General features: G+C 57.6%; 21 protein-coding genes. 13 read left to right on the top strand and 8 right to left on the bottom strand.

The annotated features are described in order from the left end of the window. Positions 1 to 51 precede the first annotated feature (51 nt). The 5 genes from pckA to AQ981_RS03495 form a co-directional block, all read right to left on the bottom strand. Entirely contained in the window at positions 52 to 1671 is a 1620-nt protein-coding gene (gene pckA / locus AQ981_RS03515; protein ID WP_058910385.1) for a phosphoenolpyruvate carboxykinase (ATP), read from the bottom strand. Between the two features lie 445 nt (positions 1672 to 2116). Then, the gene (hslO, locus tag AQ981_RS03510; RefSeq protein ID WP_058910384.1) at positions 2117 to 2995 is read right to left on the bottom strand and encodes an Hsp33 family molecular chaperone HslO; all 879 of its coding nucleotides are present in this window, start codon (positions 2993 to 2995) and stop codon (positions 2117 to 2119) included. Between the two features lie 24 nt (positions 2996 to 3019). Then, positions 3020 to 3421, bottom strand: a complete 402-nt coding sequence (hslR, locus tag AQ981_RS03505; RefSeq protein WP_058910383.1) for a ribosome-associated heat shock protein Hsp15 — start codon at positions 3419 to 3421, stop codon at positions 3020 to 3022. After that, a complete protein-coding gene (yrfG, locus tag AQ981_RS03500; protein ID WP_058910382.1) occupies positions 3418 to 4095 on the bottom strand; it encodes a GMP/IMP nucleotidase in 678 nt (225 codons plus the stop codon). Before yrfG ends, hslR begins: the two co-directional genes overlap by 4 nt. Positions 4096 to 4167: 72 nt before the next feature. Further along, on the bottom strand, positions 4168 to 6282 hold the full coding sequence (locus AQ981_RS03495) for an intracellular growth attenuator family protein (RefSeq protein ID WP_058910381.1): 2115 nt from the start codon (positions 6280 to 6282) through the stop codon (positions 4168 to 4170). 326 nt (positions 6283 to 6608) lie between these two features. Between AQ981_RS03495 and nudE the strand changes: the two genes are divergently transcribed. Further along, positions 6609 to 7169 (top strand): ADP compounds hydrolase NudE, encoded by a 561-nt coding sequence (gene nudE, locus AQ981_RS03490; protein ID WP_058910380.1) that lies wholly within the window; start codon positions 6609 to 6611, stop codon positions 7167 to 7169. 83 nt (positions 7170 to 7252) lie between these two features. On the opposite strand, the gene mrcA is transcribed toward nudE, so the two are convergent. Further along, the gene (gene mrcA / locus AQ981_RS03485) at positions 7253 to 9805 is read right to left on the bottom strand and encodes a peptidoglycan glycosyltransferase/peptidoglycan DD-transpeptidase MrcA (protein WP_058910379.1); all 2553 of its coding nucleotides are present in this window, start codon (positions 9803 to 9805) and stop codon (positions 7253 to 7255) included. A 119-nt stretch (positions 9806 to 9924) separates the two neighbouring features. Between mrcA and AQ981_RS03480 the strand changes: the two genes are divergently transcribed. The 12 genes from AQ981_RS03480 to trpS all read left to right on the top strand — a co-directional run bounded on the left by AQ981_RS03480 (position 9925) and on the right by trpS (position 20039). Beyond that, a complete protein-coding gene (locus AQ981_RS03480) occupies positions 9925 to 10734 on the top strand; it encodes a hypothetical protein (protein WP_058910378.1) in 810 nt (269 codons plus the stop codon). Further along, positions 10731 to 11267 carry a PilN domain-containing protein gene (locus AQ981_RS03475; RefSeq protein ID WP_058910377.1) on the top strand — a complete coding sequence of 179 codons (537 nt, stop codon included), beginning with the start codon at positions 10731 to 10733 and terminating at the stop codon, positions 11265 to 11267. The genes AQ981_RS03480 and AQ981_RS03475 overlap by 4 nt, the downstream gene beginning before the upstream one ends. Next, complete coding sequence (locus tag AQ981_RS03470; protein ID WP_154675897.1) at positions 11264 to 11725, top strand: HofO family protein; 462 nt, start codon at positions 11264 to 11266, stop codon at positions 11723 to 11725. Before AQ981_RS03475 ends, AQ981_RS03470 begins: the two co-directional genes overlap by 4 nt. Next, entirely contained in the window at positions 11722 to 12111 is a 390-nt protein-coding gene (locus AQ981_RS25680) for a HofP DNA utilization family protein (RefSeq protein ID WP_071608795.1), read from the top strand. The genes AQ981_RS03470 and AQ981_RS25680 overlap by 4 nt, the downstream gene beginning before the upstream one ends. Further along, positions 12050 to 13300, top strand: coding sequence for a DNA uptake porin HofQ (gene hofQ, locus AQ981_RS03465; protein WP_058910375.1), 1251 nt, complete (start codon positions 12050 to 12052; stop codon positions 13298 to 13300). Before AQ981_RS25680 ends, hofQ begins: the two co-directional genes overlap by 62 nt. A 343-nt stretch (positions 13301 to 13643) precedes the next feature. Next, on the top strand, positions 13644 to 14165 hold the full coding sequence (gene aroK / locus AQ981_RS03460) for a shikimate kinase AroK (RefSeq protein ID WP_058910374.1): 522 nt from the start codon (positions 13644 to 13646) through the stop codon (positions 14163 to 14165). A 60-nt stretch (positions 14166 to 14225) separates the two neighbouring features. Beyond that, positions 14226 to 15308, top strand: a complete 1083-nt coding sequence (gene aroB, locus AQ981_RS03455) for a 3-dehydroquinate synthase (RefSeq protein WP_058910373.1) — start codon at positions 14226 to 14228, stop codon at positions 15306 to 15308. 95 nt (positions 15309 to 15403) lie between these two features. After that, positions 15404 to 16687 (top strand): cell division protein DamX, encoded by a 1284-nt coding sequence (damX, locus tag AQ981_RS03450; protein ID WP_058910372.1) that lies wholly within the window; start codon positions 15404 to 15406, stop codon positions 16685 to 16687. A 65-nt stretch (positions 16688 to 16752) separates the two neighbouring features. Then, positions 16753 to 17589, top strand: a complete 837-nt coding sequence (gene dam / locus AQ981_RS03445; protein WP_058910371.1) for an adenine-specific DNA-methyltransferase — start codon at positions 16753 to 16755, stop codon at positions 17587 to 17589. Positions 17590 to 17610: 21 nt separating this feature from the next. Beyond that, positions 17611 to 18288, top strand: a complete 678-nt coding sequence (gene rpe / locus AQ981_RS03440) for a ribulose-phosphate 3-epimerase (protein ID WP_058910370.1) — start codon at positions 17611 to 17613, stop codon at positions 18286 to 18288. Further along, a complete protein-coding gene (gene gph / locus AQ981_RS03435; protein ID WP_058910369.1) occupies positions 18281 to 19042 on the top strand; it encodes a phosphoglycolate phosphatase in 762 nt (253 codons plus the stop codon). The genes rpe and gph overlap by 8 nt, the downstream gene beginning before the upstream one ends. Continuing rightward, a complete protein-coding gene (gene trpS / locus AQ981_RS03430) occupies positions 19035 to 20039 on the top strand; it encodes a tryptophan--tRNA ligase (RefSeq protein WP_058910368.1) in 1005 nt (334 codons plus the stop codon). Before gph ends, trpS begins: the two co-directional genes overlap by 8 nt. A gap of 215 nt (positions 20040 to 20254) precedes the next feature. Here the strand turns inward: trpS and cysG are convergent, their stop codons facing one another. Both cysG and nirC read right to left on the bottom strand, forming a co-directional pair. Then, a complete protein-coding gene (gene cysG / locus AQ981_RS03425; protein ID WP_058910367.1) occupies positions 20255 to 21628 on the bottom strand; it encodes a siroheme synthase CysG in 1374 nt (457 codons plus the stop codon). Positions 21629 to 21642: 14 nt separating this feature from the next. Further along, positions 21643 to 22449 (bottom strand): nitrite transporter NirC, encoded by an 807-nt coding sequence (gene nirC, locus AQ981_RS03420; RefSeq protein ID WP_058910366.1) that lies wholly within the window; start codon positions 22447 to 22449, stop codon positions 21643 to 21645. Between the last annotated feature and the right edge of the window lie 65 nt (positions 22450 to 22514).

Genomic DNA, 22514 nt, shown 5'->3' with positions numbered 1-22514 from the left:
TTCTGGCCTTTTTGCTGGTTTAGCCTGGCGGTGTTACCAGGCAAACCGTGCTTACAGCTGCGGACCGGCGCTGACCAGGGCAGCCCCGGCTGGCGTATCGGTATATTTCTCAAAGTTAGCGGTAAACAGCTTCGCCAGTTGGGTGGCTTTTTCCTGCCACTGTTCCGGAGAGGCGTAAGTATTACGCGGATCCAGAATGTGGGTATCCACGCCCGGTAACGAGGTGGGGATAGCCAGGTTGAACATCGGCAGCGTAAAGGTTTCCGCATCGTCCAGCGAGCCGTTGAGGATGGCGTCGATGATGGCGCGGGTATCTTTGATCGAGATACGCTTGCCGGTGCCGTTCCAGCCGGTGTTAACCAGGTAAGCCTGAGCGCCAGCCGCCTGCATGCGCTTAACCAGCACTTCGGCGTACTGAGTCGGATGCAGACTCAGGAAGGCGGCGCCAAAGCAGGCTGAGAAGGTCGGCGTTGGTTCGGTCACGCCGCGCTCGGTGCCCGCGAGTTTAGCGGTAAAGCCGGACAGGAAGTGGTACTGGGTCTGGTCGGCGCTGAGGCGTGATACCGGCGGTAGTACGCCGAAGGCATCCGCGGTCAGGAAGATAACCTTGGTGGCGTGGCCCGCTTTGGAGATCGGCTTAACGATGTTTTCAATGTGGTAGATCGGGTAGGAGACGCGGGTGTTTTCCGTCTTCGACGCGTCGTCAAAGTCGATAACCCCGTCAGCGCCTACGGTGACGTTTTCCAGCAGCGCATCGCGGCGGATCGCGTGATAAATATCCGGCTCGGCCTCTTCGGACAGGCGAATGGTTTTCGCATAGCAGCCGCCTTCGAAGTTGAATACCCCGTCGTCGTCCCAGCCGTGCTCGTCATCGCCGATCAGGCGGCGTTTCGGATCGGTGGACAGGGTGGTTTTGCCGGTGCCGGACAGGCCGAAGAAGACTGCCACATCGCCCTTCTCGCCGACGTTCGCAGAGCAGTGCATGGAGGCAATACCCTTGAGCGGCAGCAGGTAGTTCATGATTGAGAACATCCCTTTCTTCATTTCGCCGCCGTACCAGGTGCCGCCGATAAGCTGCATGCGCTCGGTCAGGTTGAAGGCCACAAAGTTTTCGGAGTTCATCCCCTGCTCTTTCCACTGCGGGTTAGTGCATTTGGCGCCGTTCATTACCACAAAGTCTGGCTCAAAACCCACCAGCTCTTCATCCGTGGGGCGGATAAACATGTTCTTGACGAAGTGCGCCTGCCAGGCCACCTCAGTAATAAAGCGCACTGAAAGACGAGTATCCGCATTGGCGCCGCAGAAGGCGTCAATGATGAATAACCGTTTTCCGGAAAGCTGCCCGGTGACCAGTTCTTTCAGGTGCTGCCAGGTTTCCTGCGACAGGGGTTTGTTGTCATTCTTGCCTTTACCGGTGTCCGCCCACCACAGGGTGTCACGGGTGGTGTCGTCACGGACGATGTATTTGTCCTTCGGAGAGCGGCCGGTAAAAATACCGGTATCTACAGCTACCGCGCCGAGGTTCGTTAACACACCGCGCTCATATCCTTCCAGGGAGGGATCGAGCTCTTCACGGTAAAGCGTGTCGTAATCGGGGTTGTAAACCACTTCACTTACGTCATGAATTCCATAAACCTTGAGGTCTTGCGGGGTCATACCTTTTTCGCGCATCTCACTACTCCTTAGCTAAATGGTACTGCCTGAAATTGTAGGGTTGTTTGGCGGTTGCTAACCGCGACGGGCCTCATAGATTTACGTATCTTCACAAACCCGTACTTCGTTGATCGTTGTGACCCCTGTCACACTGCGCGCCAGATTATGACAGGTTTTTACCAGAACTTGAGGTAATTGTTCTGACTATGTTAACTAAATGCAGGTAAAACCGACGCTTTGTGATGTGGGTAGCATTTTTTCGAAATTAGTGATTTTGATCCCATTTAAAAGTGCATGTGTAATCGCATCCAGAAATCGGGCTTTTGCACTATTTTCATATGAAAGCCGCGTGGGTCATCCATTAGCAAGGGTTGATGATAACGCGAGGGGATATTGACATCATGAACGGTTATGAAACAGACAGCGCGGAAAATGGCCCCTCCTGGTCGAGGGGCGCAGGGGATTAATGAATTTGCGGATCGGAAGGGGAGGCATTGGTACGGATTTCAGCGATATCCATACTGTTAAACAGATAATGCTTACCGCAGTAATCACAGTGCATATCAATTTCCCCTTCTTCCGCGAGGATGGTGTCGACCTCTTCTTCCGGCAGGCTTTTTAGCGCTCCTGCGCAGCGCTCCCGGGAACAGGTGCATTTGAATGCCACATCCTGCGGATCGTACAGCGTGACGTCTTCTTCATGATACAGGCGCCACAGCACGTCGCGGGCATTAAGCTCCAGTAGCTCTTCGGCCTTAATGGTTTCCGTCAGTGTCGCCAGGTGCTCAAAATCGCTGGTTTCGGCGTTTTGCGCCGGCAGCACCTGCAGGAGCATTCCGCCCGCGGCAGGCTCGCCGTTCGCCATGCCGGTACGGATAAACAGCCGCGTCGGCAACTGTTCCGAACGCATAAAGTAATCTTCGAGGCAGGCCGCCAGCGTATCGCCCTCCAGACCCACGACGCCCTGATAACGTTCGCCCTCTTCCGGGGTGATGGTGATCACCAGATAACCATTACCGACCAGGGTTTTCAGCGTGGCATTTTCCGGCACTGCGCCTTTAACGCGCGCTACGCCGCGCATCTGCTGTTGATGGGTACCGTTAATTACCGCCAGGCTCAGCGGGCCATCGCCCTGCAACTGAACGGTGATATCGCCGGCAAATTTCAGTGTCGCCGTCAGCAGGCTGGTGGCGACCAGTAATTCGCCGAGGATCTGTTTGACCGGCTGGGGATAGTCGTGATTTTCCAGAATGCGCCGCCAGGTTTCAGAAACCGTCACCAGCTCGCCGCGGACGGCATAGTTTTCAAACAGGTAGCGATGTAATTGGTCGTGTTGGGCCATAATTTTCTCTCTTGCGGGAGACGGTTATTCACCGTCGCCGTATTTAAATTTCATCAGATCGCGGCGCTCTTTTTTATCTGGCCGGCGATCGGGGTGCGGCATAGAAAGCGCATTCAGCTTTCTGGCCTGCGCCATTTGTTCGCGCTTGCTAATGCTCTGCGCCGTCTCTTCGTAGAGCAGTACCGCTTCGCTTGCCGGACGGCGCTGATCGGAAATATTTTTTACCACCACGGTACGGGTATCGTTTCCCTGGCGCAGGGTGACGGTGGCGTTCAGCTCCACCACTTTACCGGGCTTGCTGCGCTGCCCGTTATAGTGCACTTTTCCACCGTCGATCATCTCGCGGGCCAGGGCGCGGGTTTTGTAAAACCGCGCCGCCCATAGCCATTTGTCCAGACGAACCCCTTCGATCGTTTTCTCTTTCACGCGTGCTCCAGAAGTCCGGGGATGAGGCGCCGGTAATCGCTCAACGCCGGATGACGCTGGTACTGTTTGTCGCTCAAACCGGAGTCAGGATTGGCAACGCCGAAGCAGTAGCGGATACCGAAGCGGTTCGCGGCATCCAGTATGGCCTCGCTGTCGTCAATAAACAGTGTTCTGCCGGCGCGCAGGCCGGTACGTTCGGCCACGGCCTGCCACAGGCGCTGATCTTCTTTCGGATATCCAAATGTGTGGGTGGAAAGTAATAAATCAAGGTGTCTGTCCAGCCCGGTATGCTCCAGCTTCACCGCCAGATTATGGGGATGGGCGTTGGTCAGCAGGATGCGCTGCTTACCGCAGTTCTCCAGGCTCTCCAGGAACGGGATGGTATCGTCGCGTAATACCGCTTTTGGCCCCTGCGCGGTGGTCATCGCGCAGATATCCAGCCCCAGCCGATCGCTCCAGTAGTCCAGACAGTACCAGTTTAGCGTATGGGCGACGGCATGGTATTCATGGCGAATCAGCGCCTGCGCCTGTTCGGTGCTCAACCCACGCTGCTCGCTCAGGGTTTGCGGTACCAGCTCCTGCCAGAAGAAGTTATCAAAGGCGAGGTCCAGCAGCGTACCGTCCATATCCAGCAGAACGGTATCGATATTTTTCCAGTCGATATCACAAGACATAAAAGCTCCGGTTGCAGGGCTGAGTGCGCGACAGGGTAGCACAAGCCGGCGTCGCGCTCGAACAGCGCTGCGTCAGGGAAGCTCCTGATGGGTCAGCAGATGGTCATTGAGGCAGTTTTCGTAATACTGCTGGATTTGCGCCAGCCGCGACTGATGGCGCTGATAGCGGCGGATGGCGAGGAAGCCGTTGTAGCACAGCGCGACAAGCATCGACACCAGCAGTAGTGTGGTGCTGACGTTGCGCCACATGCCGGAACTGTCCGGGATCGCGTGCAGCATAACGTGGCGGGTGCCGTTGGCGTCGGTACGCAGACTGGTGACAATACCTTCCGCGCTGAACGGCGTGTCGAGTAGCGATTCCGCCAGACGGCGGAAGGCCTGCCACTGCTCCTGAGGCGGGTGGTCATTCAGCGCCACCGGCGGCGAGGGCAGGTTGACCAGATCGTTGCCTTCATCGCTGGCGATAACGAAACCGCCCGGCGCCGGGCTGTTCAACGCCTGTGCGGCGCGCGATGTTTCACGCAGGAAGAACGGCGCGGTAGACGTCGTCACCAGATTATCCAGCGACTCGGCGCTCACCGGACGCAACACCAGATTTACGCCGTTTAACTTTCCGGCATTGGCGCGCCGGGTCAGGGTGTCCCAGTCTTTACTGTTGCCCAGATTGACCAGCGCATTTTTCAGACGCACGCATTCATCTTCGCCGGTACACAGCGCCTGAGTGTTTTTCACAATACTGGCAAAATCGCTCATCAGGATCATGCCGGATTTCTGAATAGCCGAAGCCAGTTGCGGATTGACTTTATTATCATCCCCGGTTTGCGGATGAAGCTGGCGACTTACCACGTCAATCAGCGCCGAGGCCTTGTCGACCATATCCGATTCCGGCAGCGGCAGCGGGCGGGCGGTATTCCAGATAATCTGCGAGCAGTCGAAGGGCGCGAAAGCGCTCCCCTGACGCGCCGGGAAGCTACCGGACATGCTGATGTTACACATCCCTTTACCGCGCACCCGTAGCGTGTCGCCAACCCGTAGCCCGGCCTGTTCGAGTTGCCTGACATCGGTCGTCTCAATGGTCTGGGCGCCTTTAAGCCAGGAAAGGGTCAGTTTGAGCGGCATATCCAGCGGCACCCACAGCACCATCATGATCAGGACTACCAGCGCGCCGGTGGCGATGATCAGGTTGCGGATCCACGGCTGGAGGGGAAAATGTTTTACTTCATCATGCAGGGACAGATACGGCCCCTGGCGCGCCACGTGGCGATCGAGATAAATATCAATTTCCGTCGTCTGGCCCAGATCATTGGCGATAAACGGGCGCCAGTGCGCCGGATAAATCAGGTCGATAATGCCCATTGAGATATTGCTGGCCTGATCCTGGTTTGATTCCCCGAACAGCCCCCAGCGTTTTGGCGTCCCGCGCAGGCAGTGGATTTCCCGCAATGCGCTGTTCAGCGGCGGGCCAAACAGCCCCCACAGACTGGCCGCCAGCACTACACAGCCTCCGCCCAGCAGCCAGGGCTGCATAAATCCGGGGGTAATCAGACAAAGAAATAACAGCAAAAAGGCGCAGACCATCAGGAATGCTTCCCGCAGCCCTTCCTGGCGGCTGAGCTGGTACTCTTCCCGGGTCTCTTTACGGGTGCGCAGTAATTCAACCTGCTCGCTCTCTTCCCGGCGGATCGAGGCCTGGTTGGATGAGGGGTTTTCCAGCGCAGGAGCGCTGTGCGCTTCGCTGAGGTACTCCTGCAGGCTATGCCCGTTAAGGGAGATCACCAGCGGCAGAGAGTCGGTGGCAATCAGCTCAATGTCATTATCGCTGGAAATGTACTGTTCCCAGAAGGGGGGAAGATGAACTTCGGTGGATTCCAGGTAATAGCGCCATTTGTTCGGCGCATCGCCGGATAGCCCGTAACGAGTGATCGAGCGGGTCAGGCAGATGACGGTGTTGCTGTGGGCGTTGAGCGAAAGCGGCGCCGGCGCGGCGGACGCCATGATCTGCCGTGAGCGATTTACCGTGTCCAGATAGTTTTCGGCGGCGCTGCGTTCGGCGGCGGTCAGCCGACGGGTAGATGCTCCGGGGAATGGCAGGGACGAAAGCTTGCCGTACTGATAGCGCCAGTACCAGACGCCAGCCACGACAAGACTTACGAACATTACCGTAATGAATATCAGCACAGCGCTCATTCATTCCCCATGATTATCATCTTTCTTCTGGTGCAGCGTATAACATATGTTCACAAGCCAGGGTGATTGCGCGCTGGCGTGGGCAGAGGACTGCGGTATTTTTGTTCAGCGCGAAGGCACACCAACGGTGGCGCGATAGTAGCAAAGCCGCTAAAAGCGAAATATCAGCAAATTCCTGGTTCGTTTGCAACCGTCGGGAAGTTGCTTTTTTTTGACATGTGGTCTATGCAGGTTACGGAAATGTAAATAGATAGCGATTTCCATTGCTCAAAGCGTGCGGTGTGTCGCACAATGCTGCGTATGTCTAACCTGAGAAGTCCGCCCCGATGAGTGAACCACTAAAAAAACCGGTCATCCTGAACGTTGAAACCGTGGCTCGTTCGCGTCTGTTTAATGTAGAAACTGTCTCGCTGGAGTTCAGTAACGGCGTACAGCGGGTGTATGAGCGGATGCGGCCTTCCAGCCGTGAAGCGGTGATGATTGTGCCGATTGTTGATAACAGTCTGATCCTGATCCGCGAATATGCGGTGGGGACTGAAAGTTATGAGCTGGGCTTCTCGAAGGGGCTTATCGACCCGGGTGAGACAATGTATGAAGCGGCCAACCGCGAACTGAAAGAAGAAGTCGGGTTTGGCGCCCGGCAGTTGACGTTTCTGCGTAATCTGACTATGGCGCCCTCTTATTTTTCCAGCAAAATGAATGTCATGGTGGCTGAGGATTTGTATCCTGAGTCGCTGCCCGGCGATGAACCCGAGCCGCTGCCCCAGGTGCGCTGGCCGCTCAATGAGATGATGGCGCTGCTTGACGAACCCGATTTTGGCGAAGCCCGTAATGTCAGCGCACTGTTCCTGGTGCGCGAATGGCTGCGCCAGCAGGGGCGGCTGTAGCGGCTGATCCTGGCGGTTAAAAAAAGCCCCTGCTCAATGAGTCAGGGGTTTTTTTATTGTGGCGGGCCGGCAGCCGATACCTGTCAGAACAATTCCTGAGACTCGCCGTTATCAATTACCGTGGTGCCCACTTCATGGATCGCCTGGTGAGTGGGCTGTGTACCATCAATAAAGAACTCAGGTCGGCTGCTGCCGCCGCTGGCAAGCTGGCCGGTGGCCCGATCGATATTCACGGTAATAACGCCCGGCGGCGGCGTTAACGGTTGTTCCGGCACCCCTTCCAGCGCTGCTTTCATAAAGGCATCCCAGGCAGGTTGAGCGCTTTTGGCGCCGCCTTCATAGCCGGAAATCTGGTCTTTAATCGCACCGGAAGCCGTGGTGCGGCCCAGGTTGCGGCGGTGATCGTCAAACCCAATCCAGACCGTGGTGACGACTCCCGGGCCATAGCCGGAGAACCAGGCGTCTTTTGAGCTGTTGGTGGTACCAGTTTTGCCGCCGATATCGCGGCGCCCGAGATCGCGCGCAGCGCGCCAGCCGGTACCCTGCCAGCCTGGTTCACCGAAAACGTTAGTGTTCAGGGCGCTTTTGATCAGGAACGTGAGCGGGGTATTGATCACGTGAGGGGCGTATTGCTGCGGCTGGCTTTGGGCGACCAGCGCCTGGTTGGCTTGTTCCAGTTGCGGCATTGGCACCGTGCTGTTGTGCGGCTCCTGAGACACCGCAACGTTTTCCACGTCGTGATTTTCCAGCAAATCGGATTTCGGCGTGCTGCCGTAGATCACCGGCAGGTTGCATTCCGGACAGGCGATTTTCGGCTGCGCTTCAAACACGGTACCGCCCATGTCGCTTTCGATTTTCGCGATGAACCAGGGATCGACCAGGAACCCGCCGTTGGTCATTACCGCATAGCCGCGGGCAACCTGCAGCGGCGTAAACGATGCCGAGCCCAGCGCCAGCGATTCGGTATGGACGATATTCTGCGCCGGAAAACCGAAGCGCTGCAGATATTCAGCCGCGTAGTCAACGCCCATGGCGCGCATGGCGCGTACCATCACCACGTTTTTCGACTGCCCCAGCCCCTGACGCAGACGGATGGGCCCGTCGTACACCGGCGGCGAGTTTTTCGGGCGCCAGTCGGAGCCAGCGCCGGCGTCCCAGCGGGAAATCGGCACATCGTTAAGGATGCTGGCCAGCGTCAGGCCTTTATCCATGGCTGCCGTATACAGGAACGGTTTGATGTTGGAACCGACCTGGCGCAGGGCCTGGGTGGCGCGGTTGAATTTACTTTGATTGAAGTCGAAACCGCCCACCAGGGCGATGATCGCGCCGTCTTTCGGGTTAATCGAGACCAGCGCCGAGTTGACGTCCGGTACTTGCCCCAGCCACCAGGCGGTGTCTACCTGACGGACCCAGATCTGCTGGCCGGTTTGCACCACATCGGTGACTTTACGCGGCGTCGGCCCCTGCGCGGTATCAGAACGATACGGACGCGCCCAGCGCACCCCTTCCATCGTCAGCGCGACAGAACTCCCGTCCGCCAGTAGCGCGGTAGCTTCGGTCGGCGTGGCGGCGGTGACGACGGCCGGAAGCAGCGGTCCGTAGGTGGGCAGGCTTTTCAGGGAGGCGATAATTTTTTTCTGCTCCCAGGGCGTCTCGCCAATTTTCCATAACTGGTTGGTCGGTCCCCGGTAACCGTGGCGCATGTCATAAGCCATGACATTATCGCGCAGCGCTTTCTGCGCCGCCTGCTGCGTTTTGCGGTTTATGGTGGTGTATACCCGATAGCCGTCGGTATAGGCATTTTCGCCGTAGCGATTCACCATCTCGATACGCACCATTTCTGCGATATAGGGCGAAGAAAAGGCGATTTCCGGCGCATGGTAGTTAGCCTCAATGGGCTGATTACGCGCGTCATCGTACTGGCTGCGGTTGAGATAACCTTCTGCCAGCATGCGCGATAGCACCACATTGCGGCGCGCGGTGGCGCGATCCATAGAATACAGCGGGTTAAAAGTGGATGGCGCTTTAGGCAAACCTGCAATCACCGCCATCTCGCTCAGCGTAAGCTGATCGAGGGTTTTCCCGAAGTAGACCTGCGCCGCGGCGCCGACGCCGTAAGCCCGGTAGCCGAGATAGATTTTGTTCAGATACAGCTCAAGGATTTCGTCTTTACTGAGCAGTTGCTCAATGCGGATCGCCAGAAAGACTTCCTTGATCTTACGCATCAGCGTCTTTTCCGGACTCAGGAAAAAGTTACGCGCCAGTTGCTGGGTGATAGTACTCGCCCCCTGGGTGGCGCGTCCGGAAAAGAGCGCCACGCTGGCGGCGCGGAAAATCCCGATCGGATCGACGCCGTGGTGCTCGTAGAAACGGCTATCTTCGGTAGCGATAAACGCTTTGACCATTTCCGGCGGGATCTGGCTAAGCACTACGGGGATGCGGCGCTTTTCGCCGAACTGGGCGATCAGCTCGCCGTCGGCGCTGTAAACCTGCATCGGAATCTGGAGGCGCACATCTTTCAGTGTGGCGACGTCCGGCAACTGAGGCTCAACATATTTGTAGAGACCGTAGATCGAGCCGGCTCCCAACAGGATGCAACACACTGCAAGGATGAATAAATACTTTACGAACTTCACTCGGCATTTCTCATTTAGTGTTAACTGGGCAGTTTATAAACAACCGCGCGGTAGTATAAAGGCAAGCCAGAAGCTTTGATACGGCATTTTAGCAGCATGGGGCAGGGAGGTCGTCCGTCATGATAACAGGCAACTGGCAAATAGGGCTGGATATTCAGTCAGATAACATTTTCGCTGTGGGGGTGGTGCGCTGTCGCCAGGGGTGGCAACTGCGCCGCTGGTGGCAGATTCCGCTGGTGGGATGCGGCGCTGACGCGCAGTCGCTGGCGCCGGCGGAACGGCTGCGACGTGGCCTCGCCGGCTGGCATAAGTTATTGCCTTATCGCCATCGGTTACGGGTGTCATTTCCCGCTGGGCGTACCCTGCAGCGCCAGGTCGCCGCGCCGCCGCGCAGCCTGAACGAAGCGCAGCTTGGCGGCTATGTGGCACAGTCGGCGATACAGCAGCTACAGATTGTCGCTGAACCGCTGTACTGGGACTACGCGCCGCGCGTCGGCGAGGTCGGTGTGATCGACGTCACTGGTGGGCGAAAATCAGAAATAACATCTCTACAAAACACCCTTTCGTCACTCCATCTGCGCCCTGAAGCGATGGTTCCGGACGCCTGCGCGCTGCAAAGTTTTTTGCCGTGGCTGGCGCAGTCGCCGGCTCCCTGGCTGGTTTATGCGACCGCGCACCAGTGGCTGTGGGCCGGCGCAGAGCGCTGGGGTATGTATGAGCGGCAACATTGCCCGACGCTGGCCGATCTGTGCCAGCGCCTGGGCTGCAGCGACGGAGATATCTGGCTGTGTGACCGGGAACCCACAGCGGCGGCGGTGAACCGTTTCGATCCCTGGTGTGTGTTCGCACAACTCCAGCCGCCGCTGCCTACCCGTGGCGGCGATTTTGCTGTCGCCATTGGCCTGGCGATTGGGAGTATCGCGGGATGAGTTCGCTGGTTAATTTGCTGCCCTGGCGCGCCAGCCGGCGTCAGGCGCGCTATCGGCAAACCGGCGCGGCAGGAGCGGCGCTGCTGGTTGTTGTGGCGCTGGTGCTTTGGCAGCGCTGGGCCGGATGGTCGCTGGCGCTACGCCAGCAGGAGAGCATGATGATGCATTATCAGCATCTCCGGCAGGGTTACGGCAACGCGATAGCGCAGCGCGCCAGGGAAGTGGAACAGCTCAAGTCGCTGGAGCGGCAGGCTGAGCGTCAGCAGGCCGCCCGTGATGCGGTAAACCGCTGGCAGGGCGAACTTACCCAACTGGCGCAGCAGATGCCGGCCGATGTCTGGCTGACGACGCTGTCCGCCAGCGAGCAGCAATTGATACTTACCGGTCTGGGTGCGTCGGATTCCTCGATCCTGATACTTGAGACCGCGCTCGGACGGCTGGGCTACAACCACGTCAGTCTGGAGACGCTGCAACGTGAGGCGTCCGGAAAATGGTTATGGCGTCTCAGGCTGCGCCGCGGAGCGGCGTTATGAACCGACATGAACGACTCAGGTTGGCGGGGGGCGTTCTGGTGCCAGCGCTGGTCGTCGGGGTGTGTGGGGAGTGGTGGGGCGTGCGTCCTCTTCGATCGCAGATTGGGGAGCAGGAGCGCGCCGTTGCTGCGCAAATGCAGACTCTGGACGCCGGGCGGCGGCAGTTGCTGGCGTTGCCATTGCCTGAAGCCGTGGCGGCCAGAACCGAAATCGCCAGACAGCAGTCGGTCAGTCCGGCTTTTAATGTACTGGCCTTTGTGCAGCTGGCGGGTGGGCAACTGGTGAGCTGGAAACCTTCTGGTAATGAAGCCGAACTGCTGATCGACCTGGAGTGGGAGCAAGTTCCCGGGCTGTTTGCGGCGCTTGCGCGGTTTGCGCCGTCGCGGCTGACCTTTTCTCTGGCGCCTCATGAAGAAAAACTACGTCTGGCGCTCCAGTTGGCGGAGGTGCCAGGATGAGATTCAGAGGGGCGGTGGGGTTAGTTATTTTATGGCTGAGCGTTTCTCCGGCAGCGCTACGGGATCCATTTCGCCCGGCGGCAGATCCCTGTCGGCCGACGCTGGCGGAACCGTTTTATGCCGGGGCGCTGGTTGGCGAGCGCGGTGTTACGGGATTCATCAGAACCAGAGAAACCGGCTGGCGGCGGGTCAGCGCTGGTGCGGTGATTATTGATGGCTGGCGGGTGGAACAAGTGACGGCACAGTGTCTGGTACTGTCCGGACCGGCCCGGTGTCCGTCGTGGCGTTGGCCACGGGGAATAAAAGGAGGAGTCAATGGCAAGGATGCTGTGGGTTGTAATAGCAGCCCTGTTGTTAAGCCACAGCGCGGCGGCCCGGCAAAATAGCCCGGTCTCGCTGGTGGTGGATGAGGCGCCGGTCGCTCAGGTGCTACAGGCGCTGGCCGGTCATCAGCGGCAAAACCTGGTGGCTGCGCCGGAGATAAAAGGCAACATCTCCCTGAGCCTGAATAATGTACCGTGGCGCCAGGCGATGAATATCGTGGCGCACAGCGCCGGTCTGGAGTGGCGTAAGGAGGGTAATGTGCTGTTCGTTACCCCCGGCGGCTGGCGACATCAGCAGGAGCAGCAGCGCGCGCAGGAGCGCCAGGCCCGTTTGCAGCAGGCTCCTCTGCGCAGCGAAAGCCTGGTCATCCACTATGCGGATGTCGCGGAATTGGCCGAACAGCTAAAAGCCACAGGCCACCCGGGGATGAGCGCCAGAGGCAGCGTAGTGGCGGACCGCCGGACCAACCGGCTACTGATTCTCGACACGGCCGACAGGCTCCGGGAAGTAAAACAGTGGGTAGCGGAGATGGACATTCCGGTTGGCCAGGTCGAGCTTTCAGCCCATATTGTAACGATCGCCAGTAACAGCCTGCGCGAGCTGGGGATTAAGTGGGCTGCCGCCGGGCCGGCGGAGGGGCAGGGTAAGCTTTTACGCCCAACCGGCGTTTCGGCGGATCTCTCTGTCGGCAATGCCAGTACCCAGGTGGGGTTTAACATCGGGCGGATTGACGGGCGTTTTCTCTCTCTGGAACTTTCCGCGCTTGAGCAACAGAACAAAGTGGACATCATTGCCAGCCCGCGCTTGCTGGCGTCTCATCGCCAGCCGGCGAGCATTAAACAGGGCAGTGAAATTCCCTATCAGGTGTCCAGCGGCGAGAGCGGCGCCACTTCGGTGGAATTTAAAGAGGCGGTATTGGGAATGGAGGTGACGCCCACGGTGTTGTCCCGGGGGCGCGTCCAGTTGAAATTACGTATCAGCCAGAATATGCCAGGGCAGAAACTGCAGCAGGGCGATGGTGAAGTGCTGGCGATAGATAAACAGGAGATAGAAACCCAGGTTGAAGTGCAGGACGGTGAAACTATCGCGCTGGGCGGGATATTTCGCCACAAACAGCGTCGTGCAGAGGACCGGGTTCCGGTACTTTCTTCCGTTCCGCTGTTGGGGCATTTATTTCGCCATCGCGGAAAAGAGCAGGAACGCCATGAACTGGTAGTATTTATCACTCCTCGTCTGCTGGCGACGAAATAAATTTTCGTTGCCGAAGGTTTCTCCGCGGGTCGCCTTTTTGCGAGAAAAATCGCGCATCTGTTTGACGGCAGCAGTGAATTAGCATACAAGGAGTACCGATTTGCAGCGCCATAAGGCAGTGATGCAAAATACGGCGATGGCAGGGGATCGACATACGGCTCTTCCTTTCAGCGGTAAGGGGAGCGGTAATTTATTCGGTTGCCAAACAGCCTTGAGTGTTGAGATAATTTTCAGTCTGACTCTCGCACTATCGCATATGAGGTTTCAGTTCATGTCCTGTGCGCCACCGTAAGCTGGCGAACCAGGTTTATCATCAACGAATTGTCTTAGTAGTACCGAAAAAATGGCAGAGAAACGCAATATCTTTCTGGTTGGGCCCATGGGTGCCGGCAAAAGCACTATTGGGCGTCAGTTAGCGCAGCAGCTCAACATGGAGTTTTACGATTCCGATCAAGAGATCGAAAAGCGCACCGGAGCTGATGTGGGTTGGGTCTTCGACGTAGAAGGCGAAGAAGGCTTCCGCGAGCGTGAAGAAAAAATTATCAATGAACTCACGGAAAAACAGGGTATTGTGCTGGCAACAGGCGGCGGCTCTGTCAAATCCCGTGAAACCCGCAATCGTCTCTCCGCCCGCGGCGTGGTCGTATATCTTGAAACGACTATCGAGAAACAGCTGGCCCGTACTCAGCGCGATAAAAAACGTCCCTTACTTCAGGTGGATTCTCCGCCGCGCGAAGTTCTGGAAGCGCTGGCCGGTGAACGAAATCCGCTGTATGAAGAAATCGCCGATGTGACCATCCGTACCGACGATCAAAGCGCTAAGGTTGTCGCGAACCAGATTATTCACATGCTGGAAAACAACTAACTCTGGTTTAATAGCGGGTTACGCCTGCCTGCAGGCGCAGATATAAAGGGGCTGAGCGTCATGGAAAGGTTAAACGTCACGCTGGGGGAACGTAGTTACCCCATCACCATTGCCGCCGGGCTGTTTAGCGATGCGGCATCTTTCTGGCCGCTGCAGGCCGGCGATCAGGCTATGCTGGTGACCAACGAAACGCTGGCCGCGCTTTATCTGGAGCCGGTACGTCGGGTTCTGGAGCAGGCGGGCGTCAGAGTGGACCATGTCGTGCTGCCGGATGGAGAACAGTATAAAAGCCTGTCTGTGCTGGATACCGTGTTTACTGCCCTGCTGGAAAAACCGCACGGGCGGGATACCACGCTTATCGCGCTGGGCGGCGGCGTTATCGGCGATTTAACCGGATTTGCCGCAGCCTGTTATCAGCGCGGCGTGCGCTTTGTTCAGGTACCCACCACTCTACTCTCGCAGGTCGACTCCTCTGTGGGCGGAAAAACCGCCGTTAACCATCCGCTGGGCAAAAATATGATTGGCGCTTTCTGGCAGCCCGCCAGTGTGGTCGTTGATCTGAACTGTCTGCAGACCTTGCCACGTCGCGAACTGGCCTCTGGTCTGGCGGAAGTTATTAAATACGGCATTATTCTGGACGGTGAATTTTTCCTGTGGCTGGAAGAACATCTGGACGCCCTGCTGGCGCTGGATGAAAAAGCCATGGCCTACTGTATTCGCCGCTGCTGTGAAATAAAAGCCGAGGTTGTGGCGGCTGACGAGCGAGAAACCGGGTTACGTGCTTTACTGAATCTGGGCCATACCTTCGGACATGCGATTGAAGCCGAGATGGGCTATGGGAACTGGTTGCATGGCGAAGCCGTGGCGGCGGGCATGGTCATGGCGGCGCGTACCGCTCAACGTCTCGGGCAGTTCAGCGAAGCGGACGTTCAGCGGGTAATGGCGCTGCTGACGCGCGCCGGATTGCCGGTGACCGGCCCGCAGGGTATGGCGCCGCAGGCATATCTGCCGCATATGCTGCGCGATAAAAAAGTGCTGGCTGGAGACCTGCGTCTGGTATTGCCGTTAGCAATAGGGAAAAGTGAAGTGCGCGGGGGAGTGGCGCATGATGTGGTACTGAGCGCTATTGCAGATTGCCAGTAAAGGTCATTATTAGAACAATCTGCCGCCGTTTTACCGGCGGTTTTTAACTTCGGGTGTAGTGCGCTACAGGCATGCGCCGATGAGTGGGGTGTCAAATGGATGATTTTAAACCGGAAGACGAACTGAAACCCGATCCCAGCGATCGTCGTCCCGTTCGCTCGCGCAACAATGCTTCTGAGGCGGATCGCGAGCCCCGCATCAACGTTGATGATATCGATGTTGATGATGAGTATGACGAGCGTCGCGCTTCACGATCCCGCCGCAGTGGGCGTGAAGAGGAATATGATGAATACGAAACGGATGACGAAATGGCGGCGCAAGCCGCAGAGCGTCGTCCCCGCCAGCGTAACAAGGCGCTGGCAGGCAAAGGGCCGGTTTCCCGTCAGCATCTGATGATGGGCGTCGGGATTCTGGTTCTGTTGCTGTTGATTATCGGCATCGGTTCGGCCCTGAATTCGCCGCCTCCGTCTTCTGATACCGCCAGCCAGAGCGGCCCGAAAGATATTGATCTTTCTACCAGCGGCAGCGCAACGGCCTCTGCGCAGCCGGCGTCTGGCGAACAGCAGCAGAACGCGGCGCCTCAGGATGTATCTCTGCCGCCGATCTCCTCTACGCCGACGCAGGGGCAGGCTCAGGTTACCCCACAAGGCCAGCAGCGCGTTGAGGTTCAGGGCGATCTGAATACCGCCCTGACCCAGCAAGAGGGGCAGATAGATGCGGCGACTGGCGGCACCACAACGCTGCCGACTCAGCCAGCCACGGTATCGTCTACGCTGGGAGGAGCAGCGCAGGGGCGCCAGCCAGCGCGCACTGAGTCCACTGCGTCCACCGTCGCACCGCGCGAACGTCAGAGAACCACCATTGAAGTAGAACCGCGTAAGACGCAGGCGACTCAGTCCCGGCCGCAGGCGACGGCGAAAGCCGCTACTCCGGAACAAAAACCGGCAGCGACGGCGAAGCGTCCGGAAAATACGACGGCGGTGAGAACCCCTGCGGCAACCAGTACCTCGTCCACCGCGCCGAAAGCCGCCAGCAGCACGGCGACCACAACGGCGCCTGCGGCGACAGCGAGTAGCGCGGCGGTTTCCACCGGAAATGTCGGCGCGATGAAATCGGCGTCGGGCAGTAGCTATACGCTCCAGCTCAGCAGTTCTTCCAATTACGACAACCTGAATGCCTGGGCGAAGAAATCCAGTCTGCAGAACTATGTGGTGTACCAGACGCAGCGCAATGGTAAGCCATGGTATGTGCTGGTCAGCGGTATTTACGCTTCGCGTGATGAGGCCAAACGCGCCGTCGCGACGCTGCCAGCGGATGTTCAGGCGAAAAACCCCTGGGCGAAACCAATTCATCAGGTTCAGTCCGATCTTAAGCAATGAGTCAAAGCGCACAATGCTGTTGGAGTTTTCCCCACAGCTGGAGCAGGTGGTAAATAATCGGCAGCATGAAAAAAAATCGCGCTTTTTTGAAATGGGCAGGGGGGAAGTACCCCCTGCTTGAGGAGATCCGGCAGCATTTGCCGTCGGGAGATTGTTTGATTGAGCCCTTCGTTGGGGCAGGATCGGTGTTTTTGAACACCGATTATTCACATTATATTCTTGCCGATATTAACAGCGATCTGATCAATTTGTACAATATCGTCAAAGATCGCACCGATGAATATGTCAGCGCGGCGCGCGATCTGTTCAGCGAAGAACATAACCGCGCCGAGGCCTATTATCAGTTACGGTATGCCTTCAATACCAGCAAGGATCCGTTCCAGCGCGCGGTATTATTTTTGTATCTCAATCGCCATGGTTATAACGGGCTATGCCGGTACAATTTGCGCGGCGAATTTAATGTGCCGTTCGGCCGCTACCGGAAACCCTATTTTCCTGAAGATGAACTGCGTCAATTCGCCGAGCGGGCGAAACATGCGACGTTCCTTTGTCAGTCTTATGATATCAGTATGTCAGCTGCCCGGGCGGGCTGTGTGGTGTATTGCGATCCACCCTATGCCCCGCTGTCGGCTACGGCGAATTTTACCGCCTATCACACCAACAGCTTCAGCATGCGGCAGCAGCAGCACCTGGCTGAGCTGGCCGAGCGGTTGCAGTCGCAGGGAGTACCGGTACTGATTTCCAACCATGCCACGGAACTGACCCGGGCGTGGTATCAACAGGCGATGTTACACGAGGTGCGCGTGCGGCGTAACATCAGCAGCAATGGCGGCGCGCGCAACAAGGTGGATGAACTGTTGGCCCTGTATGACGTCCGGGCCGCTGTATCCGCCATTGAGTGAAACCCTCACCTGGAGAGACGGATGAAACAGTATTTGATTGCCCCTTCCATTCTTTCGGCGGATTTTGCCCGCCTTGGCGAAGATACCGCGCGGGCGCTGGCGGCTGGCGCCGATGTTGTCCATTTTGACGTGATGGATAACCACTATGTGCCGAACCTGACCATTGGCCCGATGGTGCTGAAATCCCTGCGCGACTACGGGATTACCGCGCCGATCGATGTCCATTTGATGGTCAAGCCGGTGGATCGCATTATTCCTGATTTTGCCGCCGCCGGGGCCAGCTTCATTACCTTTCATCCGGAGGCGTCTGAGCACGTCGATCGTTCGCTGCAACTGATTAAAGAACACGGCTGTAAAGCGGGGCTGGTGCTCAATCCGGCAACGCCGCTCAGCTATCTTGACCATGTGATGGACAAGCTGGACATCATTCTGTTGATGTCGGTGAATCCAGGCTTTGGCGGGCAGAGCTTTATTCCCCATACCCTGGAAAAACTGCGTCAGGTGCGCCAGTGTATTGATGAATCCGGCTACGACATTCGTCTGGAAGTGGATGGCGGCGTCAAAGCCAACAACATTGGCGAGATCGCCGCCGCCGGCGCCGACATGTTTGTCGCCGGTTCGGCCATTTTCGGCCAGCCGGATTATAAGAAAGTGGTTGATGAGATGCGCAGTGAGTTAGCAAAGGTACGTCATGGATAAGTTAGAACGTATTCGCGGCGTGGCGTTCGATCTCGATGGGACGCTGGTGGACAGCGCCCCCGGGCTGACGCAGGCCGTGGATCTGGCGCTGTATGCCCTGGAATTGCCCCAGGCCGGCGAGGCCCGGGTTACCACCTGGATTGGCAATGGCGCCGATGTGTTGATGGAGCGCGCGCTGGCGTGGGCGATTGAAGAGAAAGCCGCTCAGCAGGCGCTGTCCGGTAAAACGCCTGCGGCACGGCACGACATACCCGAGGCCGAACAGCGACTGATGATGCGTCGGCTGTTCGACCGCTACTATGCTCAGGCGGTTGAGGAAGGAAGCTTTCTGTTTCCTGAGGTTAGAGAGACGCTGGCGGCGCTGCGCGAGCAGGGCCTGCCGCTGGGGCTGGTGACCAACAAGCCGACGCCCTTCGTGCGCCCGATACTGTCGTCCCTCAACATCATTGATTATTTTGATGTCATCATCGGCGGCGATGATGTGCAGAACAAGAAACCGGATCCGGAAGCGCTGCTTCTGGTGAAGAACCAGTTTGGATTGTCCCCGGAGCAAATGCTTTTTGTCGGGGATTCCCGTAATGATATTCTGGCCGCCCGGGCTGCCGGCTTTTGCTCCGTCGGCCTGACTTATGGCTACAACTACGGTGAATCGATAGCACTCAGTCAGCCGGACTATGTGTTCGATCGGTTCAGGGATCTGCTGCCCGCGCTCGGGCTCCCTTACAGTGAACATCAGGAAGAGAAAAATGACTAAGCCCATCGTTTTTAGCGGCGCGCAGCCGTCAGGGGAACTGACCATCGGTAACTATATGGGAGCGCTGCGTCAGTGGGTGAACATGCAGGATGATTACCACTGCATCTACTGTATCGTCGATCAGCACGCCATTACTGTACGCCAGGATGCGCAGCAGTTGCGTAAAGCGACGCTGGATACTCTGGCGCTGTACCTGGCCTGCGGTATCGATCCGCAGAAGAGCACCATTTTCGTTCAGTCCCATGTGCCGGAGCACGCGCAACTGAGCTGGGTACTGAACTGCTACACCTACTTTGGCGAACTGAGTCGGATGACCCAGTTCAAGGACAAGTCCGCTCGCTATGCGGAAAACATTAACGCCGGGCTGTTTGATTATCCGGTGCTGATGGCGGCGGATATTCTGCTGTATCAGACCAACCAGGTGCCGGTCGGCGAAGATCAGAAACAGCATCTGGAACTGAGTCGCGATGTTGCCCAGCGCTTTAACGCTATCTACGGCGATGTGTTCAAAGTCCCTGAGCCGTTTATCCCGAAATCCGGCGCGCGGGTTATGTCGCTGCTCGAGCCGACCAAAAAGATGTCCAAATCCGATGATAACCGCAATAACGTTATCGGTCTGCTGGAAGAGCCGAAGTCGGTCATCAAGAAAATCAAACGCGCGGTGACGGACTCCGATGAGCCGCCGGTAGTGCGTTACGATCTGGCCAATAAAGCCGGGGTGTCAAACCTGCTGGATATTCTTTCCGGCGTGACCGGCCAGAGCATTGCGCAACTGGAGCAGCACTTCGAAGGCAAGATGTATGGTCATCTGAAGGGCGAAGTCGCGGAGGCGGTTGCCGGTATGCTGGGTGAGCTGCAGGAGCGCTACCATCGCTATCGCAATGATGAGGCTTTCCTGCAGCAGGTCATGCGCGACGGCGCGGCGAAAGCCAGTGAACGTGCGTCCGCCACGCTGAAGAAAGTCTATGAAGCGATTGGGTTTGTCGCCAAACCCTGAATCTGACTGGCGATGAACGACAAACCCTGGTACCTGCCGGGGTTTCGGACGGCTGACAAAAGAGGAAAAAGCGTGGTTTTTCCTCTTTTGTGGTTATCAACTGAAAATCAATAGATTGCTTTTCCTTGTTGGTTATCGGTGATATCCGCACGTTCGACAATAAGGTGAGATTGGTCATCCATATCAAACCCCGGTCGGTACCGGGGTTTGTGCTTTTAGTGGCTGGAAAACCAGTTGAGTTTGTCGCGTAACGCCACGACCCGGCCAACGATAATCAGCGCCGGACTTTCCACCTGCTGAGCCAGTTCGGATAACTGACTCAGGGTACCCGCGACGACCCGCTGTTTCACCGCGGTGCCGTTTTCCACCAGCGCGACCGGCATATCGCCGGACATGCCAAATGCGACCAGGTTGTGCTGAATATTGGTCGCCTGATTAAGTCCCATATAAAACACCAGGGTCTGTTTTTCCGCCGCCAGGTTTTCCCAGTCCAGTTCGCCGCCGGTTTTCAGGTGGCCAGTAACCAGACGGACGCTCTGGGCGTAATCGCGATGGGTCAGCGGAATGCCGGAATAGGCGGAACAACCGGAAGCTGCGGTAATACCCGGCACCACGGAAAAGGGGATACCGGCGTGGCACAGGGTTTCCAGCTCCTCGCCGCCGCGGCCAAAGATAAACGGATCGCCGCCTTTCAGGCGCACCACCCGTTTGCCGCGCTGCGCTTCACGCAGCAGGATCTGGTTGATCTCTTCCTGAGGCACGCAGTGGTAACCGGCGCGTTTGCCGACAAACACCCGATCGGCATCGCGGCGCACCAGATTCATAATCTCGTCGGAAACCAGTCGGTCATATACCACGACATCGGCCTGCTGGATTTGCTGCAATCCTTTAAGGGTCAGCAGCCCGGCGTCACCGGGGCCGGCGCCTACCAGCACCACTTCGCCGCGGTGATCGAGAGGTTCGCTGAGCAGGGTTTCAGTGATGCGTTCAACGGCCGCGATGTCCTGATTGGCCAGCGACTGGGCCAGCCGATCGTTAACAAAGAATTTTTCCCAGAAACGACGTCGCTCGCCAATGGTGGCGAAAGCGCTTTTCACCCGCTGGCGCAATTTTCCGGCGTAGCTGGCGACCTGTCCGAGATGTTGCGGTAGTACTGATTCCAGCTTTTCGCGCAGCAGGCGCGCCAGCACCGGAGAGGTACCGCCGGAGGAGACCGCCACCATCAGTGGAGAACGGTCAATAATCGAAGGCATGATGAAACTGGCCTGACGTGGGGCGTCTACCACGTTACAGAAAATCCGCCGCGCCTCGGCGGCGGCGCTGACCTGCTGGTTGACGGCGTCGTCGTCAGTGGCGGCGATGGCCAGCCAGCAGGTGTCGAGCAGCGTTTCGTCAAAATTACCGTGGACCAGCGTCAACATCTGCTCCTGTGCCCAGACCTGGAACTGGGGGCTGAAGGCCAGTGCGTTGACGGTCAGTCGGGCGCCGGCGTCCAGCAGCAGTCGGGCCTTACGTTCGGCGACATCGCCACCGCCAACCAGCAGGCAGTCACGTCCTTGTAGCTGGCAAAATATCGGCAGATGATCCACGGTATTTCCTCAGGTTAGTTAGCCGGTGATTGCTCGCCGACCGTCGCGTTAACCTGCGGACGCTCGGCGCGAGGGGTAGCATACCAGTAACCCAAACCCATGAATATGGCGCCAGACACACTATTTCCTAATGTTACCCACAGCAGGTTATGGCCAATGCCGGAGAGGGTATAGGCTTCGCTGTGGTTGCCGAACCAGGAGAGGGCGAACAGGGTCATGTTGGCGACGGAATGCTCGTAGCCGGACGCGATAAAGGCCAGCAGACACCACCAGATAGCGAGGAATTTCGCCGCCCCTTCACTGCGTAGCGCCATCCAGATAGCCAGGCATACCAGCCAGTTGCACAGGATACCTTTAAAAAACAGCGCCATGGCTGGCGCGGAGGTTTTCGCCAGCGCCACACTGTGCACGATGCTGTTGTCCGCAGGCAGCAAGCTGCCGCCGCCCCAGTGGTACAGCAGGGCGACGCATACTGAACCGAGCAGATTACCGACCCAGGTTTGCGGCAGGATGCGCCACATCTGGTTGTGGCTGATGGTGCCGGCTTTAACCCCCAGGGTCAGGAACATGGTATGGCCGGTAAATAGCTCGGAGCCGGCAATGATCACCAGCGTCAGGGCGATACCGAAAGTGGCGCCCATGACCAGCGGTCTGACGGCGGGGTCCAGCAGGTTGCCGAGAGTAAAAATCAAAATAATGCCCAGTCCGACGTAGGCGCCGGCCATGGCGGAGCTGACCCAGAAGCTGAGAGGATGGTTGGCGCTGAGACGCGCGATGCGCGCAGCATTCGCCGCACACTTATTAATGGTGTCGGTAAACATTGATTATCCTTTTAAAAATAGAGAGAAATTATTATTCGGTGCGGCGCATTTTTACCGGCCTGTAT

Origin of the sequence: Entomohabitans teleogrylli, assembly GCF_001484765.1 — a bacterium.
GTDB lineage: Bacteria > Pseudomonadota > Gammaproteobacteria > Enterobacterales > Enterobacteriaceae > Entomohabitans > Entomohabitans teleogrylli.
Note: the sequence above shows the minus strand (reverse complement) of the source record. Positions and strands in the feature narration are given on the sequence as shown.

Bases quoted from the DNA above. Each gene is read 5' to 3' on its own strand.
- AQ981_RS03470 (WP_154675897.1), top strand. From the start codon at position 11,264: ATGAACCGACATGAACGACTCAGGTTGGCGGGGGGCGTTCTGGTGCCA.
- yrfG (WP_058910382.1), bottom strand. From the start codon at position 4,095: ATGTCTTGTGATATCGACTGGAAAAATATCGATACCGTTCTGCTGGAT.
- trpS (WP_058910368.1), top strand. From the start codon at position 19,035: ATGACTAAGCCCATCGTTTTTAGCGGCGCGCAGCCGTCAGGGGAACTG.
- AQ981_RS03495 (WP_058910381.1), bottom strand. From the start codon at position 6,282: ATGAGCGCTGTGCTGATATTCATTACGGTAATGTTCGTAAGTCTTGTC.
- dam (WP_058910371.1), top strand. From the start codon at position 16,753: ATGAAAAAAAATCGCGCTTTTTTGAAATGGGCAGGGGGGAAGTACCCC.
- AQ981_RS25680 (WP_071608795.1), top strand. From the start codon at position 11,722: ATGAGATTCAGAGGGGCGGTGGGGTTAGTTATTTTATGGCTGAGCGTT.
- gph (WP_058910369.1), top strand. From the start codon at position 18,281: ATGGATAAGTTAGAACGTATTCGCGGCGTGGCGTTCGATCTCGATGGG.
- AQ981_RS03475 (WP_058910377.1), top strand. From the start codon at position 10,731: ATGAGTTCGCTGGTTAATTTGCTGCCCTGGCGCGCCAGCCGGCGTCAG.
- hofQ (WP_058910375.1), top strand. From the start codon at position 12,050: ATGCTGTGGGTTGTAATAGCAGCCCTGTTGTTAAGCCACAGCGCGGCG.
- nirC (WP_058910366.1), bottom strand. From the start codon at position 22,449: ATGTTTACCGACACCATTAATAAGTGTGCGGCGAATGCTGCGCGCATC.
- aroB (WP_058910373.1), top strand. From the start codon at position 14,226: ATGGAAAGGTTAAACGTCACGCTGGGGGAACGTAGTTACCCCATCACC.
- AQ981_RS03480 (WP_058910378.1), top strand. From the start codon at position 9,925: ATGATAACAGGCAACTGGCAAATAGGGCTGGATATTCAGTCAGATAAC.
- aroK (WP_058910374.1), top strand. From the start codon at position 13,644: ATGGCAGAGAAACGCAATATCTTTCTGGTTGGGCCCATGGGTGCCGGC.
- rpe (WP_058910370.1), top strand. From the start codon at position 17,611: ATGAAACAGTATTTGATTGCCCCTTCCATTCTTTCGGCGGATTTTGCC.
- nudE (WP_058910380.1), top strand. From the start codon at position 6,609: ATGAGTGAACCACTAAAAAAACCGGTCATCCTGAACGTTGAAACCGTG.
- pckA (WP_058910385.1), bottom strand. From the start codon at position 1,671: ATGCGCGAAAAAGGTATGACCCCGCAAGACCTCAAGGTTTATGGAATT.
- damX (WP_058910372.1), top strand. From the start codon at position 15,404: ATGGATGATTTTAAACCGGAAGACGAACTGAAACCCGATCCCAGCGAT.
- hslO (WP_058910384.1), bottom strand. From the start codon at position 2,995: ATGGCCCAACACGACCAATTACATCGCTACCTGTTTGAAAACTATGCC.